Origin of the sequence: Actinoplanes octamycinicus (genome assembly GCF_014205225.1) — a bacterium.
Lineage (GTDB): Bacteria > Actinomycetota > Actinomycetes > Mycobacteriales > Micromonosporaceae > Actinoplanes > Actinoplanes octamycinicus.
On the sequence record NZ_JACHNB010000001.1, the window covers coordinates 9,942,055 to 9,962,828 of the forward strand.

Annotated in this window: 19 protein-coding genes and 1 pseudogene; 10 read left to right on the forward strand and 10 right to left on the reverse strand. The window is 72.9% G+C overall.

What is annotated here, in order from left to right; translation table 11 throughout:
- Nucleotides 1-160 precede the first annotated feature (160 nt).
- The 5 genes from BJY16_RS45130 to BJY16_RS45150 all read left to right on the forward strand — a co-directional run bounded on the left by BJY16_RS45130 (nt 161) and on the right by BJY16_RS45150 (nt 5,830).
- On the forward strand, nt 161-2,284 hold the full coding sequence (locus BJY16_RS45130; RefSeq protein WP_185045877.1) for an ATP-binding SpoIIE family protein phosphatase: 2,124 nt from the start codon (nt 161-163) through the stop codon (nt 2,282-2,284).
- A gap of 218 nt (nt 2,285-2,502) precedes the next feature.
- Nucleotides 2,503-3,267 carry a VOC family protein gene (locus BJY16_RS45135; protein ID WP_260418380.1) on the forward strand — a complete coding sequence of 255 codons (765 nt, stop codon included), beginning with the start codon at nt 2,503-2,505 and terminating at the stop codon, nt 3,265-3,267.
- 405 nt (nt 3,268-3,672) lie between these two features.
- The gene (locus BJY16_RS45140; RefSeq protein ID WP_185045879.1) at nt 3,673-4,113 is read left to right on the forward strand and encodes a MarR family winged helix-turn-helix transcriptional regulator; all 441 of its coding nucleotides are present in this window, start codon (nt 3,673-3,675) and stop codon (nt 4,111-4,113) included.
- 196 nt (nt 4,114-4,309) lie between these two features.
- On the forward strand, nt 4,310-5,260 hold the full coding sequence (locus tag BJY16_RS45145) for a pirin family protein (RefSeq protein ID WP_185045881.1): 951 nt from the start codon (nt 4,310-4,312) through the stop codon (nt 5,258-5,260).
- 102 nt (nt 5,261-5,362) lie between these two features.
- Nucleotides 5,363-5,830, forward strand: coding sequence for a GNAT family N-acetyltransferase (locus BJY16_RS45150; protein WP_185045883.1), 468 nt, complete (start codon nt 5,363-5,365; stop codon nt 5,828-5,830).
- Between the two features lies 1 nt (nt 5,831).
- On the opposite strand, the gene BJY16_RS45155 is transcribed toward BJY16_RS45150, so the two are convergent.
- Nucleotides 5,832-6,446, reverse strand: coding sequence for a Clp protease N-terminal domain-containing protein (locus BJY16_RS45155; protein ID WP_185045885.1), 615 nt, complete (start codon nt 6,444-6,446; stop codon nt 5,832-5,834).
- Between the two features lies 1 nt (nt 6,447).
- Nucleotides 6,448-6,684, reverse strand: a complete 237-nt coding sequence (locus BJY16_RS45160) for a helix-turn-helix domain-containing protein (RefSeq protein WP_185045887.1) — start codon at nt 6,682-6,684, stop codon at nt 6,448-6,450.
- An 85-nt stretch (nt 6,685-6,769) separates the two neighbouring features.
- Here BJY16_RS45160 and BJY16_RS45165 point away from each other — a divergent pair, with 85 nt between their 5' ends.
- Complete coding sequence (locus BJY16_RS45165; protein ID WP_185045889.1) at nt 6,770-7,966, forward strand: aminopeptidase; 1,197 nt, start codon at nt 6,770-6,772, stop codon at nt 7,964-7,966.
- 18 nt (nt 7,967-7,984) lie between these two features.
- Here the strand turns inward: BJY16_RS45165 and BJY16_RS48175 are convergent, their stop codons facing one another.
- Nucleotides 7,985-8,110, reverse strand: coding sequence for a hypothetical protein (locus BJY16_RS48175; protein WP_260418381.1), 126 nt, complete (start codon nt 8,108-8,110; stop codon nt 7,985-7,987).
- Nucleotides 8,111-8,199: 89 nt separating this feature from the next.
- On the opposite strand from BJY16_RS48175, the gene BJY16_RS45170 reads away from it, so the two are divergent.
- The 3 genes from BJY16_RS45170 to BJY16_RS45180 all read left to right on the forward strand — a co-directional run bounded on the left by BJY16_RS45170 (nt 8,200) and on the right by BJY16_RS45180 (nt 11,773).
- Nucleotides 8,200-9,777, forward strand: coding sequence for a phospholipase D family protein (locus BJY16_RS45170; protein WP_185045891.1), 1,578 nt, complete (start codon nt 8,200-8,202; stop codon nt 9,775-9,777).
- A gap of 77 nt (nt 9,778-9,854) precedes the next feature.
- A complete protein-coding gene (locus tag BJY16_RS45175; protein ID WP_239176849.1) occupies nt 9,855-11,129 on the forward strand; it encodes a sensor histidine kinase in 1,275 nt (424 codons plus the stop codon).
- Nucleotides 11,117-11,773, forward strand: coding sequence for a response regulator (locus BJY16_RS45180; protein WP_185045892.1), 657 nt, complete (start codon nt 11,117-11,119; stop codon nt 11,771-11,773). Before BJY16_RS45175 ends, BJY16_RS45180 begins: the two co-directional genes overlap by 13 nt.
- On the opposite strand, the gene BJY16_RS45185 is transcribed toward BJY16_RS45180, so the two are convergent.
- The 4 genes from BJY16_RS45185 to allB are packed head-to-tail and all read right to left on the reverse strand — an operon-like array spanning nt 11,752 to nt 16,297.
- Nucleotides 11,752-12,855 carry a protein-L-isoaspartate O-methyltransferase family protein gene (locus tag BJY16_RS45185; RefSeq protein ID WP_185045893.1) on the reverse strand — a complete coding sequence of 368 codons (1,104 nt, stop codon included), beginning with the start codon at nt 12,853-12,855 and terminating at the stop codon, nt 11,752-11,754. The genes BJY16_RS45180 and BJY16_RS45185 overlap by 22 nt on opposite strands.
- A gap of 15 nt (nt 12,856-12,870) precedes the next feature.
- Entirely contained in the window at nt 12,871-14,025 is a 1,155-nt protein-coding gene (locus BJY16_RS45190; protein WP_185045895.1) for a phosphotransferase family protein, read from the reverse strand.
- Entirely contained in the window at nt 14,010-14,987 is a 978-nt protein-coding gene (gene alc / locus BJY16_RS45195; protein ID WP_185045897.1) for an allantoicase, read from the reverse strand. Before alc ends, BJY16_RS45190 begins: the two co-directional genes overlap by 16 nt.
- Nucleotides 14,984-16,297, reverse strand: coding sequence for an allantoinase AllB (gene allB / locus BJY16_RS45200; protein ID WP_185045899.1), 1,314 nt, complete (start codon nt 16,295-16,297; stop codon nt 14,984-14,986). Before allB ends, alc begins: the two co-directional genes overlap by 4 nt.
- Before the next feature lie 95 nt (nt 16,298-16,392).
- Between allB and BJY16_RS45205 the strand changes: the two genes are divergently transcribed.
- Complete coding sequence (locus tag BJY16_RS45205) at nt 16,393-16,803, forward strand: glutaredoxin domain-containing protein (protein ID WP_185045901.1); 411 nt, start codon at nt 16,393-16,395, stop codon at nt 16,801-16,803.
- Between the two features lie 350 nt (nt 16,804-17,153).
- Here BJY16_RS45205 and BJY16_RS45210 read toward each other — a convergent pair whose 3' ends face one another.
- The 3 genes and pseudogenes from BJY16_RS45210 to aceB all read right to left on the reverse strand — a co-directional run.
- Nucleotides 17,154-17,558, reverse strand: a complete 405-nt coding sequence (locus tag BJY16_RS45210) for a hypothetical protein (RefSeq protein ID WP_239176851.1) — start codon at nt 17,556-17,558, stop codon at nt 17,154-17,156.
- A 432-nt stretch (nt 17,559-17,990) separates the two neighbouring features.
- Nucleotides 17,991-19,127 carry a DUF6986 family protein gene (locus BJY16_RS45215; RefSeq protein ID WP_185045903.1) on the reverse strand — a complete coding sequence of 379 codons (1,137 nt, stop codon included), beginning with the start codon at nt 19,125-19,127 and terminating at the stop codon, nt 17,991-17,993.
- Nucleotides 19,128-19,144: 17 nt separating this feature from the next.
- Nucleotides 19,145-20,683, reverse strand: a pseudogene (gene aceB / locus BJY16_RS45220) (malate synthase A); the annotation flags it as partial.
- Nucleotides 20,684-20,774 lie beyond the last annotated feature (91 nt).

Below are 20,774 nucleotides of genomic sequence, written 5' to 3' on the forward strand. Positions count from 1 at the left end.
ATCACGGGCGCGACTATAAATGATCAACGAATACGCAGGTCAGACCCGGCGACCACGCAGTGTGACGGACTGCGGGAGCAACTCCCGGCACACCGTCAAGAATCGGACGGTCGGCCGGTGCGGCATCGTACAAACGGCCCACTCGGGATAGTCTTTCTGCATGGTCGGCTCGGGAGCGGCACGCCCGCCAGCGGTTTCCACGCTGCCCGTGCAGTCGGCGGGCGCGCGAGGTTGTGCCTCACTGGTGCACGCCCACGACTGGTCCGGCACCTCGCTGGGCCGGATCGACGGGTGGGACCCGGCCGTGCGCGCCGCCGTCGATCTGCTGCTCGAGTCCCCGGTGCCGATGATGCTGGTCTGCGGGGCCGACTGCGTGGTGCTCTACAACGACGCCTACGCGGAGGTGCTCGGCGATCTGCACCCGGCCGCGCTGGGCCGGCCGGCCGCGCGCGCCTTCGGCGAGGCCTGGGACCAGCCCGGCATGGGCGACGTGATCAGCCGGGTGTTCCGGACCGGTCACCCGGTGCTGGAGCCGGAGAGCCAGGTGACGCTGCGGCCGGGCGGCGCGGAGCCGGCCTTCTACACCCGCGGGCACTCGGTGGTGCGCGACTCGCGCGGCGCGGTCGCCGGGGTGCTCACCGTGGCCGCCGAGACCACCCAGGTGATCCACCGGCTGCAGAGCCTCGGTGAGCTGACCGCGCGGCTGGCCGGGGCGCTGACCATCGACGATGTCACGCGGGTCGTCCTGACGTACGCGATGGCGTCCTTCGATCTGGACCACTGCGCGCTCGCGGTCGACGACGGCGCGTCCTACCGCTATGTCCGCCGGATCCGCGGCGAGATGCTGGACGAGGCGGACGAGCGACTGCCCCCGGTGTGGCGCCGGGTGGCCGCGGATCCGGCGGCCCCGCTGGTCGCGGCGGCCGAGTCGGGCCGGGCGACGTTCGTGGCCGACGGCGAGCCGCTGCGCGCGATCGCGCAGGACCGGCACGAGCGGCGGGTCCGTTCGCTGGCCGCGCTGCCGCTCCGCACCGCGTCCGTGCGCGGCGCGCTGACCATGGGTTTCCGCCGGGCGCACGCCTGGCTGCCGGCCGAGCGGGCGCTGTTGCGGGCGGCCGCCGAGCTGGTGGCGCAGGCGGCCGAGCGGGCCCGCCGGTTCGAGGCCCAGCACGGCACCGCCCAGCTGCTGCAGCGCAGCATGCTTCCGGAGCACCTGCCGGAGCTGGACACGTTCCGGATCGCCGCGCGCTATGACGTCGGCGTCGACGGCAACGCCGCGGGTGGCGACTTCTATGACGCGTTCCGGCTCATCGACGGCCGGCTGGCCATGGTGCTCGGCGACGTGGCCGGGCACGACGTGCGGGCCGCCGCGGTGATGGGCCAGGTCCGGGCGGCGCTGCGGGCGCTGGCGCTGACCGATCCGGCGCCGCCGAGCGTGCTGGCCGGGCTGGACCGGCTGGTCGGCTCGCTGGGCGCCGAGTCGCGGAACGAGGAGATCTTCGTGACCGTGGTCTACGGCGTGCTGGACCCGGCGGACGGCTCGGTCACCCTGGCCAGCGCCGGGCATCCGCCGCCGGTGCTGCGCCGGGCCGGCCTGGCCGGTGAGCCGGCCACCGCCGAGCTGGTGAAGGTGCCGCCCGGCGCCCCGCTCGGCCTGGGCGGCCGCTGGCAGACCGGTTCGCTGACGCTGGAGCCGGGCGACACGATTCTGATGTACAGCGACGGCGTGGTGGAGCGCCGCGGCCACCCGCTGAACGCCGGTCTGGACGCGCTGGTCGCGGCGGCCGCCGGCTCGGCCAGCGGCGACCCGCGGAACATGTGCTCGCTGGCCACCGCCGCGGTCGAGGGCACCACCGACGACGACGTGGCGGTGCTCGCGGTGGAGCACGCGCTGGCGATGAGCCGGTCGGCGACCATGCAGGTGGCGGCCGAGCCGACCGGTCCGAGCCGGGTCCGGCAGTGGATGTCCACCCGGCTGCGCGAGTGGCTGGTGCCGGAGCCGGTGATCGGCGCGGCGATCCTGTGCACCAGCGAGCTGACCACCAACGCGCTGCTGCACGCCGGCACCCCGGCGCAGGTGCACATCGACCTGAACGCGGAGCGGCTGCTGGTCTCGGTGGCCGACACCGGCACCCGGGGCAGCGTGATCCGGGCGCGGGCCGACACGCTCGCCAGCCGGGGTCGCGGGCTGGGCCTGATCGAGGAGCTGAGCGACTCGTGGGGCACCGATCCCACGGTCCGTGGTTCCACGGTCTGGTTCGAGATGTTGCTCAACAGAGAGTGACGACGCGCACGCGAAGACGTTTCTCGATCCGGTTACTGTGCGCCCATTACGTGAACGTTCTTCCAGAACCGCTGCCAGCATCACGTGGATCACTTGTCCACTTACGCTAAGTAGTTTAATACTGCTCTAAACCGGACAATGAACCGTGCGGTGGTGACGAAGCGTTATCAGTGCCGTAGAGTGCTCAGCAACTGGGGACGTCCATGATGGAGCGGCACATGCGGATCAGAGGGTATGCACCACTAACACCCTGTTGGGTGGAACTCGCGAGTGCGGATCCTGCGCGAGCGGCGCAGTTCTACGGAGAGTTGTTCGGCTGGGAGTCAGCCGGTGACCGTTTCAAGCTCGGCGGGCGGGCCGTGGCGGGGCTCACGCGCAGCGGCGCGACCCGGCCGGACGGATGGCTCACCCACCTGAGCACGCCCGACCTCGAGGAGACGCTGGAGCAGGTGGCGCTCTCCGGCGGCGTCTGTGTGAGCGACCCCGCCGACGCGCACGGGGGGCGCCGGGCGATCGTGGCCGATCCAGCGGGTGCGGTGATCGGGCTCTGGGAGCCGGACGACTTCGCCGGGGCGCAGGCCGGCGGCGAGCCGGGCACCATGTCCTGGCCGGAACTGATCACTGACGACCCGAGCGCCGCGGCCCTGTTCTACGGTTCCGCGTTCGGCTGGCTGCTGCGGCACGACTTCGGCGTCGGCGAGTGGCTGAACCAGGCGCACGACGCCATCGCCGGCCTGGCCTCGGGTTACCGCGGCGCCTGGTGGCGAGCGGCCTTCCAGGTCGAGGACATCCAGGCCACCGCGGACCTCTGCGAGCGCCTCGGCGGCGCGCTGCTCGCCGAGCCGGCCGAGGCCGGGCTGTCCGAGTTCGCCGAGCTGCGCGACCCGTTCGGCGCCCGGTTCACGGTGGCGGCGCCGCTGCACCGGCCGGTCGAGCTGACCGTCTCGCTCGGTTCGCTCGGCGGCCTGCCCGCCTTCGAGTAGCCGTTCGCTTCGCCTCTGATCTGACGCTTCACCTGCGGAACGGCCGGCCCTCCGGGGCCGGCCTTTCGCATTCCGGCCCGACCACATCAGACCGCTGATTCCTGACCGGTTTCCGGCCCAGCCACATCAGACCACTGTTTTCCGGATGTTTCCGGTCCAGCCACATCAGACCGCCGATTTCCGGTACGCCGTCAGCACCGTGCCGCCGCGTCGGCAGCCACGGCATGCGCTCGTGGCGAGTTCGGTGACTCCGCTGCCGTCCTGGTCGGCGGGCCGTGAGGGGCCGCCTCAGCCCGGCGCGGCCTCGCGGTCGTGCGGGGAAGCGGGCGTCGCGGCCGGCCACGGGACCCGGCACAGCACGTACCGGCAATGAAGTTTCAGATTTGAAGGAGTAATCTTCGGAACATGGCCGAACCGCTCAGCGAGAGTCAGCAGCAGCACTGGCGCACGTTCATCGAGGGCTCATGGGCGCTGCACACGACACTCGAGGACGAGTTGCGGGCGGCGACCGGGCTGAGCATGAACGACTACCACGTCCTGGTCGCGCTCGCCGAGGCGCCGGGGCGGCGGATCCGGATGGGCGAGCTGGCCAACCGGCTGGTGCTGTCGCCGAGCCGGGTCACCTACCAGATCAGCTCCATGATCAAACGCGGACTGGTCGACAAGGAGAGCTGCCCCGACGACAAGCGCGGCTTCGAGGCGGTGCTGACCGAGCGGGGCCTGACGGCGCTGCGCGAGGCGGCGCCGGCCCACCTGGAGACGGTCCGGCGCAGCTTCATCGACCACCTCGACGACGAGGAGTTGGCGGTCATCGGCCGAGCCTTCGCCAAGATCCGGCAGAGCTGAGCGCCGCCACCGCGAGAGCCCCCTTTGGCCGCCGCCCGGAGCTTCCAGCCCGGGCGGCGGCCTTTTGCCGTCGCACACCCCGCCGGCGCGGACGAGGGATGACCCGGCTCACAAGTTGTTCAGATTTGAAGAGAAACCCTGGTCTTTCAGATTTGAAAGAGCTACGCTCGTCTCACTGAAGTCAGGAGGGCTCGAAATGCCTGCGATCACCGTTGATGACGTCCTTGTTCTGCCCCGTCTCCCGCAGCTGGACCCGGTCGTGACGGAGTACCGGCCGGTTCGCCGCCTGACGACCGCGCCGCAGGGTTACGAGGGTGAGGGGTTCCCGGTGCGCCGCGCCTTCGCCGGCGTGCCGCTCACCGAGCTCGACCCCTTCATCCACCTGGACCAGATGGGTGAGGTGGACTACGCGCCGGGCGAGCCGAAGGGCACGCCGTGGCACCCGCACCGCGGATTCGAGACGGTCACCTACATGATCGACGGGATCATGGACCACCAGGACTCGCTGGGCGGCGGTGGCTCGATCACCAACAGCGACACCCAGTGGATGACCGCCGGCTCCGGCATCCTGCACATCGAGGCGCCGCCGGAGCACTTGGTGACCAGCGGCGGCCTCTTCCACGGCCTGCAGCTCTGGGTCAACCTGCCGCGCGCCGCCAAGATGATCGACCCGAAGTACCAGGACATCCGCGGCAAGGCGTCGGCCCTGGTCACCACGCCGGACGGCGGCGCGCTGATCCGGATCATCGCCGGCTCGGTGGCCGGGCACGAGGGTCCGGGCTCCACCTTCACCCCGATCAACCTGGCGCACGTCACGCTCCAGCCGGGCGCGCGGCTCGACCTGCCCTGGCAGCCGGACTACAACGCGCTGGTCTACACGCTCTCCGGCGAGGGCTGGGCCGGGACCGACATGCGACCGATCACTCTCGGTCAGCTGGCCACCTTCGGCGCGGGCGACGCGATCCGGGTCGAGGCGAAGACCGAGCTGGACCTGTTCATCATGGGCGGACGGCCGATCCGCGAGCCGATCGCTCACTACGGCCCGTTCGTGATGAACACCAAGGCCGAGCTCCAGCAGGCTTTCGAGGATTTCCAGAAGGGCCGCCTGGGCACCGTGCCCGCTGCCCGGTTGCCGCACACCGATTGATTCCCCTTCGGTACGAGGTGAGCACCGGGTGTCCGGCTTCCGGCGTACGGAAACGGACAACCCGGTGCCTAGCGGGCCGGACGGAGTCGCTAACCTGCGGTGATGGTGATCCGTCAGGCGCTGCCCGCGGACGCGGAGGAGCTCGTCCGGTTGCGCGCCGTCATGTTGCGCACCTTCGACGCGCCCGGGTGGAACGACGACTGGCGTGAACCGGCCCGGCTGACCCTGGTCGAGCGGCTCGGGCAGGTCGAGCCGACACTCGTCGCGTTCGTGGTGGACCGGCCGGACGGGCGCGGGCTGGCGGCCTGCGCCCTCGGCCAGATCGAGCAGCGGCTGGGCAACCCGTCCAACCCGGACGGCCGGGTCGGCTACGTCTACAACGTGGTGACCGATCCGGACATGCGCCGGCGCGGGTATTCGCGGGGCTGCATGGAGGCGCTGGTGGCCTGGTTCCGCGAGCGCGGCGTGCGGGCCGCCGACCTGAAAGCCTCGGCGGACGGCGAGGCGCTCTACGAGTCGCTCGGTTTCCGGAAGACCCGGGAGCCCGGGATGCGGCTGCGGATCGGCTGAATCAGCCGGCCGTGCGGGCCTCCAGCGAGCGGGTCAGCTCGGCGCGCAGCCGGTCGAGGTCCACCTCGCGCTCGGCGAGGATCAGCATGGCCAGCCCGCCGCCCTCGCGGAGCACGCCGAGCAGGATGTGCTCCGGCGCGATGAACTTCTGCTTCAGCCGGATCGCCTCGCGCAGCGACAGCTCCAGCACCTTCTTGTTCCGCGGGGAGAACGGGATGTGCCCGCTGGTGGTGAAATACTGCTTCCCGAAGATCCCCCGCTTCTTCGGGGCCGGGCGCGGCAGGCGCAGCGAGCCGGCGCCGAAATTCTCCTCGATGGCGGCGCGCACCGCGTCCAGGTCGATGCCGATCGCCTTGAGCGCGGCGGCGTCCTCGGCGTCCCGCTCGGCGGCGGCCGCCGACTCGGTGGTGCGGTCGCCGACGTGCCGGACGACCGCCTCGCGCACCGCCGCCCGGTCGACGCCGGCCTCGCGCAGCACGACCGCCGCGCCACTGTCGCCGGCCAGCATCGCGAGCAACAGATGCTCCGTGCCGATCGTCGAGTGGCCCAGCTCCCGGGCCTGCTCCTGAGCGCCGGTCACGACGGCGCGCGCACTCAGGGTGAATCGCTCGAACATCTCAGCCCTCCCGCGGGTCGTGCATCGGCATCAGGCGTGCGTGCTTCTTGTGGACGCCCTGGCGGGTCACCTCGAGCGCGTCGGCGATCTCCTGCCAGGACCAGCCCTTGCTGCGGGCATTGGCCACCTGCAGGTGCTCCAGGCCCTCCAGCAGGCGGCGCAGCGCCACCACCGCGCGCAGGCCGACCCGGGGGTCGGCGCTGCTCGCGGCGGCGGCGAGGTCGGTTGCCTCGGTCATGCTGTCAACCTACGTTGACGAGGCGCACATGTCAACCTTGGTTGACGGGTGCATTCGGGTCGGCCGCGGGAACTAGGCTTCCGGCATGGATGGGATCGAGCGATTCGCCGACGTCGTGGTCCGCGCCGGGGTCAACGTGCAGCCCGGCCAGGGCGTGGTGCTGAACACCGACACCGCCCACCTGGAGGTCGCCCGCGCGGTGGTCGAGGCCGCCTACCGGGCCGGCGCCGCCTGGGTCGAGCCGATCTGGAGCGACGGTCCGATGACCCGCTCCGCGGTCGACCACGCCGGCCTGGAGCAGTTGCGCGCCAGCCGGCCGTGGGTGCTGCAGCGCACCCGCGAGTGGGCCGAGCAGGGCGCCGCCTGGATCGCGCTGACCGGCGACGCCGACCCGCACGTGATGGACGGCGCCGACCCGGTCAAGGCCGCCGCGAGACGGGCCGAGGAGGCGAACGCCCGGCGCGACGCGGTGCTCGGCAAGCTGCGCTGGACGGTGATCGGCGCGCCCAACCCGGGCTGGGCCACCCAGGTCTTCGGCGAGCCTGACGTGGAGCGGCTGTGGGCCGCGGTCGGCACCGCGATGCGCCTCGACCTGGACGATCCGGTGGGCGCCTGGCAGCGGCGGTCCGCCGAGCTGGCCGAGCGCGGCGCGGCGCTGGACGCGCTGGAGCTGACCGAGGTGCGCTATCACGGCGAGGGCACCGACCTGACCGTCGGGCTGATCCCGGGCTGCCACTGGACCGGTGGCGGCATGGTCGACGACGCCGGCCTGGCCTACATGCCGAACATTCCGACCGAGGAGGTCTTCACCAGCCCGGACCGCCGCCGGGCCGACGGCACGCTGCGGGTCACCAAGCCGCTGGCGCTGCAGGGCCGGCTGGTCGAGGGGCTGCGGCTGACCTTCGCCGGCGGGCGGATCGTGGAGGCCACCGCCGAGCGGGGGCAGGACATCATCGAGGCCCAGCTGGCCACCGACGAGGGCGCGCGCTACCTGGGCGAGGTGTCGCTGGTCGACCGGGACAGCCGGGTCGCCCGGGCCGGCATCGTCTTCCACAACACGCTCTACGACGAGAATGCCGGGTGTCACGTGGCCTGGGGCCAGAGCTTCCCGTTCGCCGTGCCCGGCGGCGTCGCGATGACCGCCGCGCAGCGCGCCGAGCTGGGGCTGAACACCTCCGGCGTGCACACCGACGTGGTGGTCGGCGGCGAGGGCATCACGGTCACCGGCACGGGTCCGAAGGGGACGGTGGACCTGATCCGGGACGACGCCTGGGTGTTGTGAGAGCCTGGTCGTGCTGGATCATGACATGAGCAGGATCGCCGTGGTGCCCAGCAGCACCAGCAGCAACACGGCGACGAGCAGGCCCGTCTCGGCGGATTCGGCGGTTTCGGGCGTGGCGGTGGTGGTGAGGGGTTCACTGCTCATGATGAAGACTCCTCCGCGGGTCGCGGGACATGCGTGCGGCGGCCGGGGGGCTTACGGTGAGGGCGTCATCGACCTCAGAGGGGTTGCCTGTGCCATCGGAGGACTGGCTGCTGACCGCAGACGAGCGCGGCAACCCGCACACTGACATACCCACCTGGTGTACCGGAAACACTGTCGAACCGCTTATTCACGGAAAGACGTACTTCTCCCGATTGATGGCGGAGGTCCAGCAGCTGGAGAAAGGTGACCACCTGCTGTTCACCGACTGGCGGGGCGATCCGGACGAGCTGGTCACCGACGACGGGCCGACCATCGCCGAGCTGTTCGCGGCGGCGGCTCGGCGCGGGGTGCTGGTCAAGGGCCTGCTCTGGCGCTCCCATCTGGACAAGCTGGCGTACAGCGAGGAGGAGAACCGGAACCTCGGCGAGACGATCCGCGAGGCCGGCGGCGAGGTGCTGCTCGACCAGCGGGTCCGGCGCGGCGGCTCGCACCACCAGAAACTCGTGGTGCTGCGACATCCGGACCGGCCGGAGCGGGACGTGGCCTTCGTCGGCGGGATCGACCTGTGCCACAGCCGGCGGGACGACGCCGAGCACCACGGTGACCGGCAGGCGGTGCGGATGGCCGGCGCGTACGGCCCCACCCCGCCCTGGCACGACGTGCAGCTGGAGCTGCGCGGCCCGGTGGTCGGCGCGCTCGACCTGACCTTCCGGGAGCGCTGGTGCGATCCGGCGCCGCTGGACCAGCACGGGCCGATCTCCACCGCGATGGACAAGCTCAAGCACGCCGACCTGCACGCCGACCGGATGCCGCCGCAGCCGCCGGACCCGCCGCCGGCCGGGCCGATGACCGTCCAGGTGCTGCGCACCTATCCGGCGATGCGCCCGCGGTACAGTTTCGCCCCGCTCGGCGAGCAGACCGTGGCGCGCGGTTACACCAAGGCGATCAAGCGCGCCCGCCGGCTGATCTACCTGGAGGATCAGTACCTCTGGTCGACCGAGGTGGCCCAGCTGTTCGCCGAGGCGCTGCAGGCGAACCCGGAGCTGCACCTGATCGCGGTGGTGCCGCGGCACCCGGACGTGGACGGCCGGTTCGCGCTGCCGCCCAACCAGGTCGGCCGGCAGCAGGCGATCGACCTGTGCAAGAGCGCCGCGTCCGACCGGGTGCACGTCTTCGACCTGGAGAACCACGCCGGCACCCCGATCTACGTGCACGCCAAGGTGTGCGTGGTCGACGACGTGTGGTGCAGCGTGGGCAGCGACAACTTCAACCGTCGTTCGTGGACGCACGACAGCGAGCTGTCCTGCGCGGTGCTCGACGACACGGTGGACGAGCGGGAGCCGCGTGATCCGGCCGGGCTGGGCGACCGGGCCCGGCGTTTCCCGCGCGAGTTGCGGCTCGCGCTGATGCGCGAGCACCTCGACGCCGACGACGACAAAGATCTTCTGGACCCGGTCTCTTCGGTACGCAGGATGACCGAGGCCGCCGACGCGCTGCGTGACTGGCGGGACGGGGACCGGCGTGGTCCCCGCCCGCCGGGCCGGTTGATCCCCCACTCGACCGAGCGTCTGCCCTGGCTGCAGCGGGTGTGGGCGACCCCGGCCTACCGGTTGATCTACGACCCGGACGGCCGGCCGTGGCGGGACCGCAGGGCGGGCCGGTGGTGAGGGGTGTATCCAGCCACACCTCCACCCGGGTGGTCAGCGGGATGGGCCGCGCGTGACCGGTTGCCTACGGTGATCTGGTGTCCACCACAACGTTGAGCGCGGCCCTCCGCGACCGTCGCTATCTGATCACTCCCTGGCCCTGGCGGTCGGCGCTGTTCCTGGCGACCACCGCGATCATCGCCGCCCCGATCTCCTTCGGCCTCTGGCTCGGGTTGCTCCCGCTGTTGGTGGCGGCGAACGACGTCGGGCACGGCCGCGGGCCGGACGGCGCGGTCATCTTCCTCGCCCTGGTCGGCGCCGCCGTGCTGGTCGTCGCGGCTCCGCTGGTCGCGCTGCCGGTGGCTGCCCTGGACCGGCGCCGGCTGCGGCTGGTCGACCAGCGCCCGCTGCGCGACGGCCACCACGGGGACCTGATCTCCCGGCTGCGCGACGAGGGCACCTGGCGCGCGGTGCTCTACACGCTGCTGCTCGGCCTGCTCGCCCCGCCGGTCTTCCTCGGCGCGTTCCTGGCGCTGCTCACCGAGGCGCTCCTGCTGCTCAGCCCGTTCAGCATCGGCACCTGGAACTTCGGGACGTACGAGGTGCACGGCGGCCCGCGGAGTGCCCCGCTCTGCCTGCTCGGGATCGTCCTGGCACCGGTCCTGCTCTACCTGGCCGGGGCGCTGGCCGCCGGGCACGCCGCGCTGGCCCGCCGGCTGCTCGGCGCCGGGGATCCGCTGCGGGACCAGCTCAGCGAGGTGCACCAGTCGCGAGCCCGGCTGGCCGACGCGTTCGACGCGGAGCGCCGCCGGATCGAGCGGGACCTGCACGACGGCGCCCAGCACCGGCTCACCAGCCTCACCCTGCAGCTGGGCATGGCCCGGCTGGACCTGCCGGACGGGTCGCCGGCCGCCGAGCCGCTCGGGCTGGCGCACTCCCAGGCGAAGGAGTTGATGGTGGTGCTGCGCGACCTGGTGCACGGGATCCGGCCGCAGGTGCTGACCGACCTCGGACTGCCGGCCGCGCTGCGCGAGCTGGCCGCCAACTCGCCGATCCCGGTGACGGTCGAGGCCGAGCTCACCACCCGGCCGCCGGAGGGGATCGAGACCACGGCGTACTTCGTGGCCGCCGAGTCGCTGACCAACATCGCCAAGCACGCCCGCGCCACCGAGGCCCGGGTCCGGGTGACCGGCGACGGTACCCGGGTCGACCTGGAGATCGAGGACAACGGGCGGGGCGGCGCCGACCCGGCCGCCGGCAGCGGGCTGACCGGGCTGGCCGACCGGGTGGCCGCCGCCGGTGGCCGGCTGCTGCTGGCCAGCCCGGACGGCGGGCCGACCCTGCTGCGAGTGGAGCTGCCATGTCCGCGGTGACCGTGCGCGTCGTGCTGGCCGAGGACGGGGTGCTGCTGCGCGAGGGCCTGATCCAGGTGCTGGGCCGGTTCGGGTTCACCGTGGTGGACGCGGTCGGCGACGCCGAGCACCTGATCACTTCGGTCGGCGTGCACGAGCCGGACCTGGTGGTCACCGACATCAAGATGCCGCCCGGCTTCCACGACGAGGGGCTGCGGGCGGCGGTGCAGCTGCGCCGGATGCGGCCCGGGTTGCCGGTCGTGGTGCTGAGTCAGTACGTGCAGGAGGAGTACGCGTCCGACCTGATCGGCACCGGCGACGGGGTGGGCTACCTGCTCAAGGACCGGGTGGCCGACATCGAGGAGTTCGTGGCGGCGCTGCGCACCGTGCTGGCCGGCGGGACCGTGGTCGACCCGGAGGTAGTCCGGCGGCTGCTGCACCGGCCCCGGGATCCGCTCGCCGGCCTGTCGCCCCGGGAGCGGGAGGTGCTCGGCCTGATCGCCGAGGGCCGGTCGAACTCGTCGATCGCGGGCGCCCTCTTCGTGAGTGAGACCGCCGTCGGCAAGCACGTCGGCAACATCCTGGCCAAGCTGGGCCTGCCACCCACCGACGACACCAACCGGCGGGTCATGGCGGTGCTGACCTACCTCGGCGCCCGAGCCTGAGCCAGGCGCCAGACGTGCGGGGCCCAGATCGGGGCGGACGGGTCGCCGTCGCGGGTGAGGGCGACCCGCCAGGCGCGCATCGGCGGGCGGCCCAGGCGCCACCAGCGGTCGATCAGAGCGGTGGCGACGGCGGTATAACGGTCCGCCTCGGCGCCGCCGGCCAGCACCGAGCCGTCCGGCAGGACCACCGCTCCCCCGGTGCCGGACTCGTCCAGCAGGGCCAGGTGGCCCTGCTCGCGGCCGGGCAGCGCGGCCAGGGTGGCCCGCCGGTGCCAGGCGCCGGCGGCGTACCAGAGATCGCGGAACGTTCCGCTGTCCAACGGGGACGCCCAGCGCGGCGGGGCGGTCTCGGTCAGGCCGGGCAGCACGCCCGCCGACGGCGGGTGGCTGCCGGCGTGCCGGGCGCCGAGCGGACCGGCCGCGCTCATGAAGCCGGACGGGCAGACCACCACGGCGGTCACCGGATCGCCGGGACGGGCGGCCAGCACCGGGTGGTGACCGGCGTGCTCGACCGGGGCCAGCACGAACCCGTCCGGCGTGAGCTGCTCGAACCAGTGCGGCGAGAGCCCGGCGACGCCCACGGTGACGATGACCCGGTCGTACCGGGAATCGGGTGACCCGCGATAACCGTCGCCGGCGACGATCCGCACCCCGGCGATCCCGGCCCGGGCCAGCGCGGAGCGCGCCCGCGCGGCCACGTCCGCCTGGACGTCCACACTGGTCACCTCGGCGCCCAGGGTGGCCATCAGCGCCGCGTTGTAGCCGGTCCCGGCGCCGATCTCGAGCACCCGCAGACCGGGGCGCAGGTCCAGCGCGGCCAGCATCACCGCCATCAGCGACGGCTGGCTGGAGGAGCTGACCGGCACCTCCCCGTGCAGCTTGGTGACCAGCACGTCGTTGCGGTAGACCGCGGCCAGGAACTCCGGGTCGTCCGGCTCGACCCGGCTGCCGTCGCGCCGGTGGAACCCCTCCGGCACGAACAGCTCCCGGGGCACCGTCGCGAAGGCCGCGGCCAGCTCCGTGGTGAGCGGGACGCCGTCCTGCCGGATCTGGTCGAGGAAGAGCCGCCGAGCATCCGCCATCCCGTAACGGTACTTTTAAATGCCCGCCCCGGCGGCGGCCAGGCATTCCGGCACGTCATTGGCGTGGTAAGGCCACTCCGACTGCTCGATGCCGGCCAGGAACCCGGCGTAGGTGGCGGCCGACATCAACCGGGCCACCGGCCGCAGCAGCGCCACCGCCCGCTCCGGGTCGCAACCCGGCACGCCCGCCCGCCAGCGCTCCGCCCACGCCGCGAGCACCGGCTCCGGCGAGTCCAGGCCGTCGATCAGCCGCAGCAGGTCGAAAGCCGGGTTGCCGATCGCCGAGTCACCCCAGTCGACGATCACCAGGGCGCCGTCCGGATCGGTGCGCACGTTGCCCGGGTGCAGGTCGCCGTGCAGCAGCGTGTCCGGCAGGCCGCACGCCGCGACCTCGGCCAGCCGGGCCGGCAGGCCGTCGATCAGCTCGGCCAGCCCGGGGATGTCGCCCAGGTAGGGCGCGGCCACGTTGGCGAACCGGCTCGCCTCCAGCCGCCGGTCCGGCACCCCGGCGGCGAGCAGCTCGCCGGTCCGGCCGGCGAACCGCGTCTGCACCGGGTGGAAGGCCTCGGCGATCCGGCCGCACAGGTCGGCGCCCGCGCCGTAGCGGTCCTCGCCCGGCACGTGCGTGAGCAGCATCCGGCCGGCCTTGCCGGCCGCCATCACATAGGGCACCAGGCCGGGGACGACCGAGCCGACCAGGCCCAGCACGGCCGGCTCGTGCGCGAGGAAATCCGGCACCTGCTTGAGCCAGGCGACCGGGCCGGCCGGGCCGTCCATCCGCCAGATCGCGGACAGGTTCCAGGTCCGCTGCTGCCGCGGGGTCAGCTCACCGAAGCCGAGCCGGTCCAGCACGCCGGCCGCCCAGGCCAGCGTCGCGCCCGGGCCACCGGGCTCGGCCCACGGGGCGCGCCGCGCGTGCGGCACCAGGTCGGCGCCGAGCGGGATCAGCCCGGCCGGCCGGTCCCGGGTCTCGGCGAGATAGGTGACGTGCCCGCCGGGCGGCGCCGCCCGGTCGGCGTGCAGCAGCCGCAGCACCGTGACGTCGACGCCCGCCGCGGCGACCACCTCGGCCACCTCCTGCCACCAGGGGCTCTCGACGGGGAACGGCGGCAACGCGCCGAGCAGCTCGCCGGCCGGGTCGACCAGCACCAGGGTCACGGTTCGGGACACTGCCTCATTCTCGCCCACAGGTGATCCCGATCGGCACGGCCCAGCAGACGCAGCCGGGCCATTCCGCCGTCCGGGAAGATGTCCAGCCGGGCGTGGGTCACCTCCGGCCCGTCGAGCAGCGCGAACCGGTGCGGGGTGTCCGGGCGCAACGCGGTCCGGGGCAGCAGCTCGACCTGGTCGCCCTCGGCGGTCAACCCGGTCAGCGCCGCCCAGCCGGGGGCGTTGCCCTTGAAGTGGCTGGTGTCCAGGTCGGCGAAGCGCAGCCGGGCCGGGGCGGCGAGCTGGACCAGCACCCAGTCGTTGGCGTCGTCCCGGCGGCGGGCGGTCTCCCAGCCGTCGCCCATGTTCAGCGCCAGGCCGGGCATCAGCATCCGCTGCGGGTGGCCGTAGAACATGTTGCTGCAGTCGACGACCCGGCCGCCGTACTCGGCGGCGGCCACGTCGAACACCTCGGGCAGCAGCGCCGGGTCGGGCAGCACCTCGCCGTGCACGCGCAGCCGGGCCACCCCGCCGTCCGGGTAGATCATGAGCCGCACGTGGGTGTACCGCCGCGGATCGCTGATCGGGAACGGGTTGCTGCTGTCGCCCTTCAGCTCGGCGCGGGGCAGCAGCTCGGTCCAGTCGGCCGCGGCCAGCTCGGCCGGCCCGGGATAGCCGGGCAGCGCGGTCGCGTCGACGGAGGCGTACGGCGGAAAGTTGCCGGTGAAGAACGAGGTGTCCACGTCCACGCCGCGGATCACCCCGGGGGCGCCCAGCCGGATCACCGCGAAGTCGTGCCCGGGGCTGCGCCGGCGGCGGGTCTCCCAGCCGTCGTACACCTGGCCCTTGTGGTCGAAGGTCTTCGGCGCGTGCCCGGGCGCGGACGGCAGCACCAGGTGGTCGGCCGCGGCGAAGAACTCGTCGTTGGCGTACACCACGCCGCCGCCGAACGCCCGGGAGGCGAGGTCGGGCAGATCCTTCATCGTTCCCCCCTGAGCAGAAGTCGTCCGCCGGGCTGAGCGCCGGTGACCGGCCGGCCCCGGAGCCACGTCGTGCGGACCACGCCGTGCAGGGCCGCTCCGGCGTACGGCGTCACCGGGTTCTTGTGGTGCAGCGCATGCGGGTCGACCACGAACGTGGCGTCCGGGTCGAACGCCACCAGGTCCGCGTCGGCGCCGACCGCGATCCGGCCCTTGTGCGGCAGGCCGGCCAGGTCGGCCGGGCGGGTCGCCATCCAGCTCACCACCTCGGCGAGCGGATGCCCACGCTCGCGGGCCGCGGTCCAGACCACCGGCAGGCCCAGCTGCACCGACGCGATGCCGCCCCAGGCCGCCGCGAAGTCGCCGGTGTCCCGGCGTTTCAGCTCCGGTGTGCACGGCGAGTGGTCGCTGACCACGCAGGTGATCAGGCCGTCGGCCAGGGCCGCCCAGAGCCGGTCCGCGTTGGCCGCGTCGCGGATCGGCGGGCAGCACTTGAACTCGGTGGCGCCGTCCGGGATCCGGCCGGCGTCCAGGGTGAGGTAGTGCGGGCAGGTCTCCGCGGTGACCCGGACCCCGTCGGCCCGGGCCTGGGCGATCAGCGGCAGCGCGGACGCCGCGGACAGGTGCAGGATGTGCACCCGCCGGCCGGTCTCCCGGGCGACCGCGATCGCGGTGGCCACCGCGGCGTGCTCGGCGTCGGCCGGGCGGGACGCCAGGAAGTCGGCGTAGGCGGCCGAGCCGGCCGCGTCGTGCAGGTGGTCCGGGTCCTCGGCGTGGATCACGAACAGCGCGTCGGCGGCGGCCATCGCGGCGGCCAGCTGGTCCCGGTCGACCGGCGGGAACTCCGGCACACCGGAGTCGGCCAGGAAGGCCTTGAAGCCGAAGACCCCGGCGGCGTGCAACTCGGGCAGGTCGGCGGCGTTGCCCGGGATCGCGCCGCCCCAGAAGCCGACGTCGACGTGGCACTGCCCGGTGGCGGCGGCCCGCTTGGCGCGCAGCGCCGCGGTGTTCACCGTCGGCGGCAGGCTGTTCAGCGGCATGTCGATGATCGTGGTGACGCCGCCGGCCGCGGCCGCCCGGGTCGCGCTGGCGAAACCCTCCCACTCGGTTCGGCCCGGCTCGTTGACGTGCACGTGCGTGTCGACCAGGCCGGGCAGCAGCACGAGGTCGCCCAGGTCGGTCTCGATGTCCGCCACCGGCTCCGCGTCGTAGGGCCGGATCGCGGTGATCCGCCCGTCCGTCACCACGACCGCCGCCGGGCCCTCCCGGTCCGGCAGGATCGTCCGCCGGGACCGCACCACCAGATCCCCCATGATCCGACCCTAGTCGCGATTTGTTTCGGCGCGACCCTTCGCTGATCTCCGAACTCGCGATTTGCTTCGGCGCGGCCCTTCGCTAGTCTCCGAGCATGACGCGACGGTGGCGAATCTCCGCGGTGGCCGCGGTGGCCGGCCTGCTGGTCGCCGGCGGGGAACTGGTCACCGGGTCGCCCGGCAGCGCGGCGCTCCTGCTGGCCGTCTTCCTGCTCCTGGCGGTGGTGACGTCGCCGCTGGTCTTCCCGCGCACGGTCGCCACGGGCGGCGACCGCCCGGTGATCTACTGGCGCCCCGGCTGTCCCTACTGTCTGCGGCTGCGGACCGTGCTCGGCCCGCGGGCGGCCCGGTTCCAGTGGGTCGACATCTGGCAGGACTCGGAGGCCGCGGCGATCGTCCGCGGCATCGCCGACGGCAACGAGACCGTGCCGACGGTGGTCATCGACGGGCAGGGCTTCGTCAATCCGGATCCGCGCTGGGTGAAGGAGAAACTGCAGACCGCTTGACGGTACGGATCCGCCCCGCCCCGATCGTGCCTTGCGCGCCACCTCGCCCCGCCTCGCCTGGGCCTTGCGCGCCGCCCCGCTCCGCCTCAGCCTTTGTTCGCCGCCCCGCCTCGCCTCGGCCTTGCGCGCCGCCCCGCTCCGCCTCAGCCTTTGTTCGCCGCCCCGCTCCGCCTCGGCCTTTGTTCGCCGCCCCGCTCCGCCTCGGCCTTGTGCGCCGCGCCGCTCCGCCTTGTGCGCTACCCCGCTCCGCCTCGGCCTTGTGCGCCGCGCCGCTCCGCCTTGTGCGCCACCCCGCTCCGCCTTGTGCGCCGCCTCGCTTCTGACTTGCGCGCCACCTGCCTCTGTCGGCGTCACGCTGCGAGGCCGGCCAGCTCGTGCGGTCGCTCGCGGTGTGCCGGGCGCACGTGCGTCCAGCGCAGGAAGCGGTCGAACATCTCGTGCGGCGGCCGCCGCGGCAGGTCCACCACGGCCTGCTCCAGGTGCCCGGACATGTAGAGGGCCAGCGATACCCGGTCCGCCTCGGCCGCCAGGATGGCCCGGGCCGGCTCGCACGGCCAGGCCGATCCGCACGACCGGCACTCCCAGGACGGGCGTTCCCAGGTGTGCTCCGGATCGTCGTCCTCGGTGAGGTGCAGACTGCGGGTGACCGACGGCGGCGGGATCGTCGCCGCGTCCGGGCACGGGTACCACTCACACCCGCAGGAACATCGTTTCCTCCAGGGCGCGTACCAGACTCGTACCGGTTCGTGTCGCACCTTCATCGCCTCCCGGCGGTCCCGGCGTCCTGTCGCCGGCTGATGCTGGGTTGTACGTATCCGGCACGCTCCGGTTCGAGGTCATCGACAATTCGACGGCCGCGGATGGTGCACGTTCTGCGGTTTCCGGCGGGTGTGAACGGCCGCTCCCGGGGGCAGCGGGGCGCCTCCACGACTCCTGCAATCGGCCCGCCCGCGCAACCTCACCGCGAACCCGCCCACGCCCCCTCACCGCGACCTGCCCACGCACCTCCTCACCGCGACCGCTCTCGCAACCCCCACCGCGCCCGCGCGACCCGCCCTCGCGACCCTCACCGCGATCTGCCCTCGCGACCCGCCCCCGCGACCCCGACCGCGACTCTCACCACGACCCGCCCCCGGCGACCCCGATCGCAACTCTCACCACGACCCGCCCCCGCGACCCCGACCTCTTCAGACCAGAGTGAGCAGCTGCTCTCGGGGGAAGCCGGCGTCCGTCAGGGCGCCGCAGTCCAGGCCGCGCAGCAGATAGCCCGCCAGGGCACGGGCCGTCGCCGGCTCGTCCAGGATGCCGCTGTCCTGGCGGTCCAGGTAGCGCCGCAGCCGGGTGACCGCCGCGTCCCGCCCGTCGCGGAAGAACGCGTAGGTCGCCGCGAATCGGCTGGGCAGCTGCGCCGGGTGCAGATCCCAGCCCTGGTAGAACCCGCGCTCCAGGGACCGGCGGACCAGCCGGTGGTGCAACCGCCAGGCGGCGTGCACGGCGGCGCGGTCGCCGATCGGCAGGATGTTGGTCGAGCCGTCGCTCAGGCGCACACCGGTCTGCGCCGCGGCGGCCTGCATCACCGCCTTGGCGTAGTCGGCGGCCGGGTGCTCCATCGACTGGTGGGCGGCGGCCACCCCGGCGGCGGCACTGTAGTCGTAGGTGCCGTAGTGCAGCCCGGTGCACCGGCCCTGAGCCGCGGTGATCAGGCGGGCGACGGTGGCCGTGCCATCGGCGGCGAGGACTGCCGAGGGCAGCTCGACCTGGATCTCGAAGGTCAGAGATCCGGGGCGGAGACCGTACCCCAGCTCGAGTCTCTCGCAGACCGCGACCATCGCCGCCACCTGGTCGGGGCCGCTCACCTTGGGCAGCGTGATGGTGAAGGGGTCCGGAAAGGACTCCAGGAACAGGTCGAGGGTGCGCAGCGCGCGGCGCCGGGTGGGCGCCTCCAGCGACTTGATCCGCAGGCCGACGAACGGCGGGCGCGGGCCGGCGCGGAGGATCGCGGCGGCCTCGCGCACCGCGGCGTCCTCCTGGTCGTCGTCGCGAACGCCGTACCCGTCCTCGAAGTCGACGCGCAGGTCCTCGATCGGCTCCCGGCTCAGCTTCTCCCGGACCGCCGGGTCGGGCCACGGAAAATCGTGCTCGTCCATCGCGGCCAGCGCGATCGCGCCCCAATCGCGGAACCCGCTGAGCCGGTCGGCCGGCACGTAGACGGTGTGCACGGGTTGCCGCCCGGCGCGCTCCCCCGGGTATCGGGCCCGGAGGAACGCGTCGTGGGCAGCGAGGCGCCCATCGATCTCGGAGTAATCATGATCGGACAGGCGCATGTGACTCCCCGGATTCGTCAGTCGATCGAGTCGTAGGCCGCGGTGGTGAGGAAGTCGGCGAAGTCGTCGGCGAGGGCCACCCGCTCGAACAGCTTGCGGGCGTCCTCGAAGCGACCACCCTCGCCCGCCGCCTCCTTGATCTTGGCGAGCTCCTCGTCCTCGATCCGGCTCACCAGCTCGGCGGTGATCGGCGTGCCGTCCGGCAGCTTCACCCCGTTGTGGATCCACTGCCAGATCTGCGAGCGGGAGATCTCCGCGGTGGCGGCGTCCTCCATCAGGTTGTGGATCGCCACCGCGCCGTTGCCGCGCAGCCAGGCCTCCAGGTACTGCAGCGCCACGTTCACGTTGTTGCGCAGGCCGGCCTCGGTCACCGGGGCGTCCAGCGCCGCGACGTCGAGCAGGTCGGCGGCGTCGACGGCCACGTCCGGGCGGAGCTTGGACAGCTGGTTCGGCTTGTCGCCGAGCACCCGGTCGAAGATCGCCTGGCAGACCGGGACCAGGTCGGGGTGGGCCACCCAGGAGCCGTCGAAGCCGTCGCCGGCCTCGCGCTCCTTGTCCTCGTTCACCTTGGCCAGCGCGATCTTGTTGACCTCCGGGTCGCGCCGGCTCGGGATGAACGCCGCCATCCCGCCCATCGCGAACGCGCCGCGCCGGTGGCAGGTGGAGACCAGCAGCTCGGAGTAGGCCCGCATGAACGGCGCGGTCATCGTCACGGCGGCCCGGTCCGGCAGGATCATCCGCGGGTTGTCGCGGAAGTACTTGATGATGCTGAACAGGTAGTCCCAGCGGCCGGCGTTCAGCCCGGAGATGTGCGGGCGGAGCGCGTAGAGGATCTCCTCCATCTCGAAGGCGGCCGGGATGGTCTCGATCAGCACGGTGGCGCGGATCGTGCCGACCGGGATGCCGAGCTGCTCCTGGGCGTACGTGAAGACGTCGTTCCAGAGCGCGGCTTCCTTGTGCGACTCCATCTTGGGCAGGTAGAAGTACGGCCCGCTGCCCCGCTCGAGCAGCTCCTTCGCGTTGTGGAAGAAGTAGAGGCCGAAGTCGACCAGGGCGCCGACAGCCGGCTCGCCGTCCACCGGCAGGTGCCGCTCGTCGAGGTGCCAGCCGCGCGGGCGCATCACGATGGTCGGGTACGGCCCGCCGTTCAGCTCGTACGTCTTCTTCTCGGTCTCCAGCGTGATCGTCCGCCGGATCGCGTCGTACAGGTTCTGCTGGCCGTCGACCACGTTGGACCAGTGCGGGGTGTTGGCGTCCTCCAGGTCGGCCAGCCACACCTTGGCGCCCGAGTTGAGCGCGTTGATGGTCATCTTGCGCTCGGTCGGGCCGGTGATCTCGACGCGGCGGTCCTGCAGGTCGGCGGGCGCCGGCGGGGCGGACCACTCGGCGGCCCGGATGTCGGCGGTCTCGGCGAGGAAGCCGAGGCTGGCGCCCGCGGCGATCTCGGCCCGCCGGGCGGCACGCGCCTGGAGGAGCTCATTCCGGCGCGGCCGGAACCGCCGGTTCAGGTCGGCGACGAACGCCACGGCCTCATCGGACAGGATCTCGGTCATCGTTGACGGCTCCTCTCGGTGTGGTTACTCCCGCGTAGCGTAGTGGTGACGCCGCCCCACGTCAGCGGCCGCGAGAGCCAAGAAGATCACACTT

Coding starts and splice junctions, on each gene's coding strand:
- BJY16_RS45165 (WP_185045889.1), top strand. CDS start 6,770: ATGGATGGGATCGAGCGATTCGCCGACGTCGTGGTCCGCGCCGGGGTC.
- BJY16_RS45135 (WP_260418380.1), top strand. CDS start 2,503: ATGCGGATCAGAGGGTATGCACCACTAACACCCTGTTGGGTGGAACTC.
- BJY16_RS45130 (WP_185045877.1), top strand. CDS start 161: ATGGTCGGCTCGGGAGCGGCACGCCCGCCAGCGGTTTCCACGCTGCCC.
- alc (WP_185045897.1), bottom strand. CDS start 14,987: ATGAAGGATCTGCCCGACCTCGCCTCCCGGGCGTTCGGCGGCGGCGTG.
- BJY16_RS45140 (WP_185045879.1), top strand. CDS start 3,673: ATGGCCGAACCGCTCAGCGAGAGTCAGCAGCAGCACTGGCGCACGTTC.
- BJY16_RS45205 (WP_185045901.1), top strand. CDS start 16,393: ATGACGCGACGGTGGCGAATCTCCGCGGTGGCCGCGGTGGCCGGCCTG.
- BJY16_RS45155 (WP_185045885.1), bottom strand. CDS start 6,446: ATGTTCGAGCGATTCACCCTGAGTGCGCGCGCCGTCGTGACCGGCGCT.
- allB (WP_185045899.1), bottom strand. CDS start 16,297: ATGGGGGATCTGGTGGTGCGGTCCCGGCGGACGATCCTGCCGGACCGG.
- BJY16_RS48175 (WP_260418381.1), bottom strand. CDS start 8,110: ATGAGCAGTGAACCCCTCACCACCACCGCCACGCCCGAAACCGCCGAA.
- BJY16_RS45160 (WP_185045887.1), bottom strand. CDS start 6,684: ATGACCGAGGCAACCGACCTCGCCGCCGCCGCGAGCAGCGCCGACCCC.
- BJY16_RS45180 (WP_185045892.1), top strand. CDS start 11,117: ATGTCCGCGGTGACCGTGCGCGTCGTGCTGGCCGAGGACGGGGTGCTG.
- BJY16_RS45215 (WP_185045903.1), bottom strand. CDS start 19,127: ATGCGCCTGTCCGATCATGATTACTCCGAGATCGATGGGCGCCTCGCT.
- BJY16_RS45145 (WP_185045881.1), top strand. CDS start 4,310: ATGCCTGCGATCACCGTTGATGACGTCCTTGTTCTGCCCCGTCTCCCG.
- BJY16_RS45150 (WP_185045883.1), top strand. CDS start 5,363: ATGGTGATCCGTCAGGCGCTGCCCGCGGACGCGGAGGAGCTCGTCCGG.
- BJY16_RS45185 (WP_185045893.1), bottom strand. CDS start 12,855: ATGGCGGATGCTCGGCGGCTCTTCCTCGACCAGATCCGGCAGGACGGC.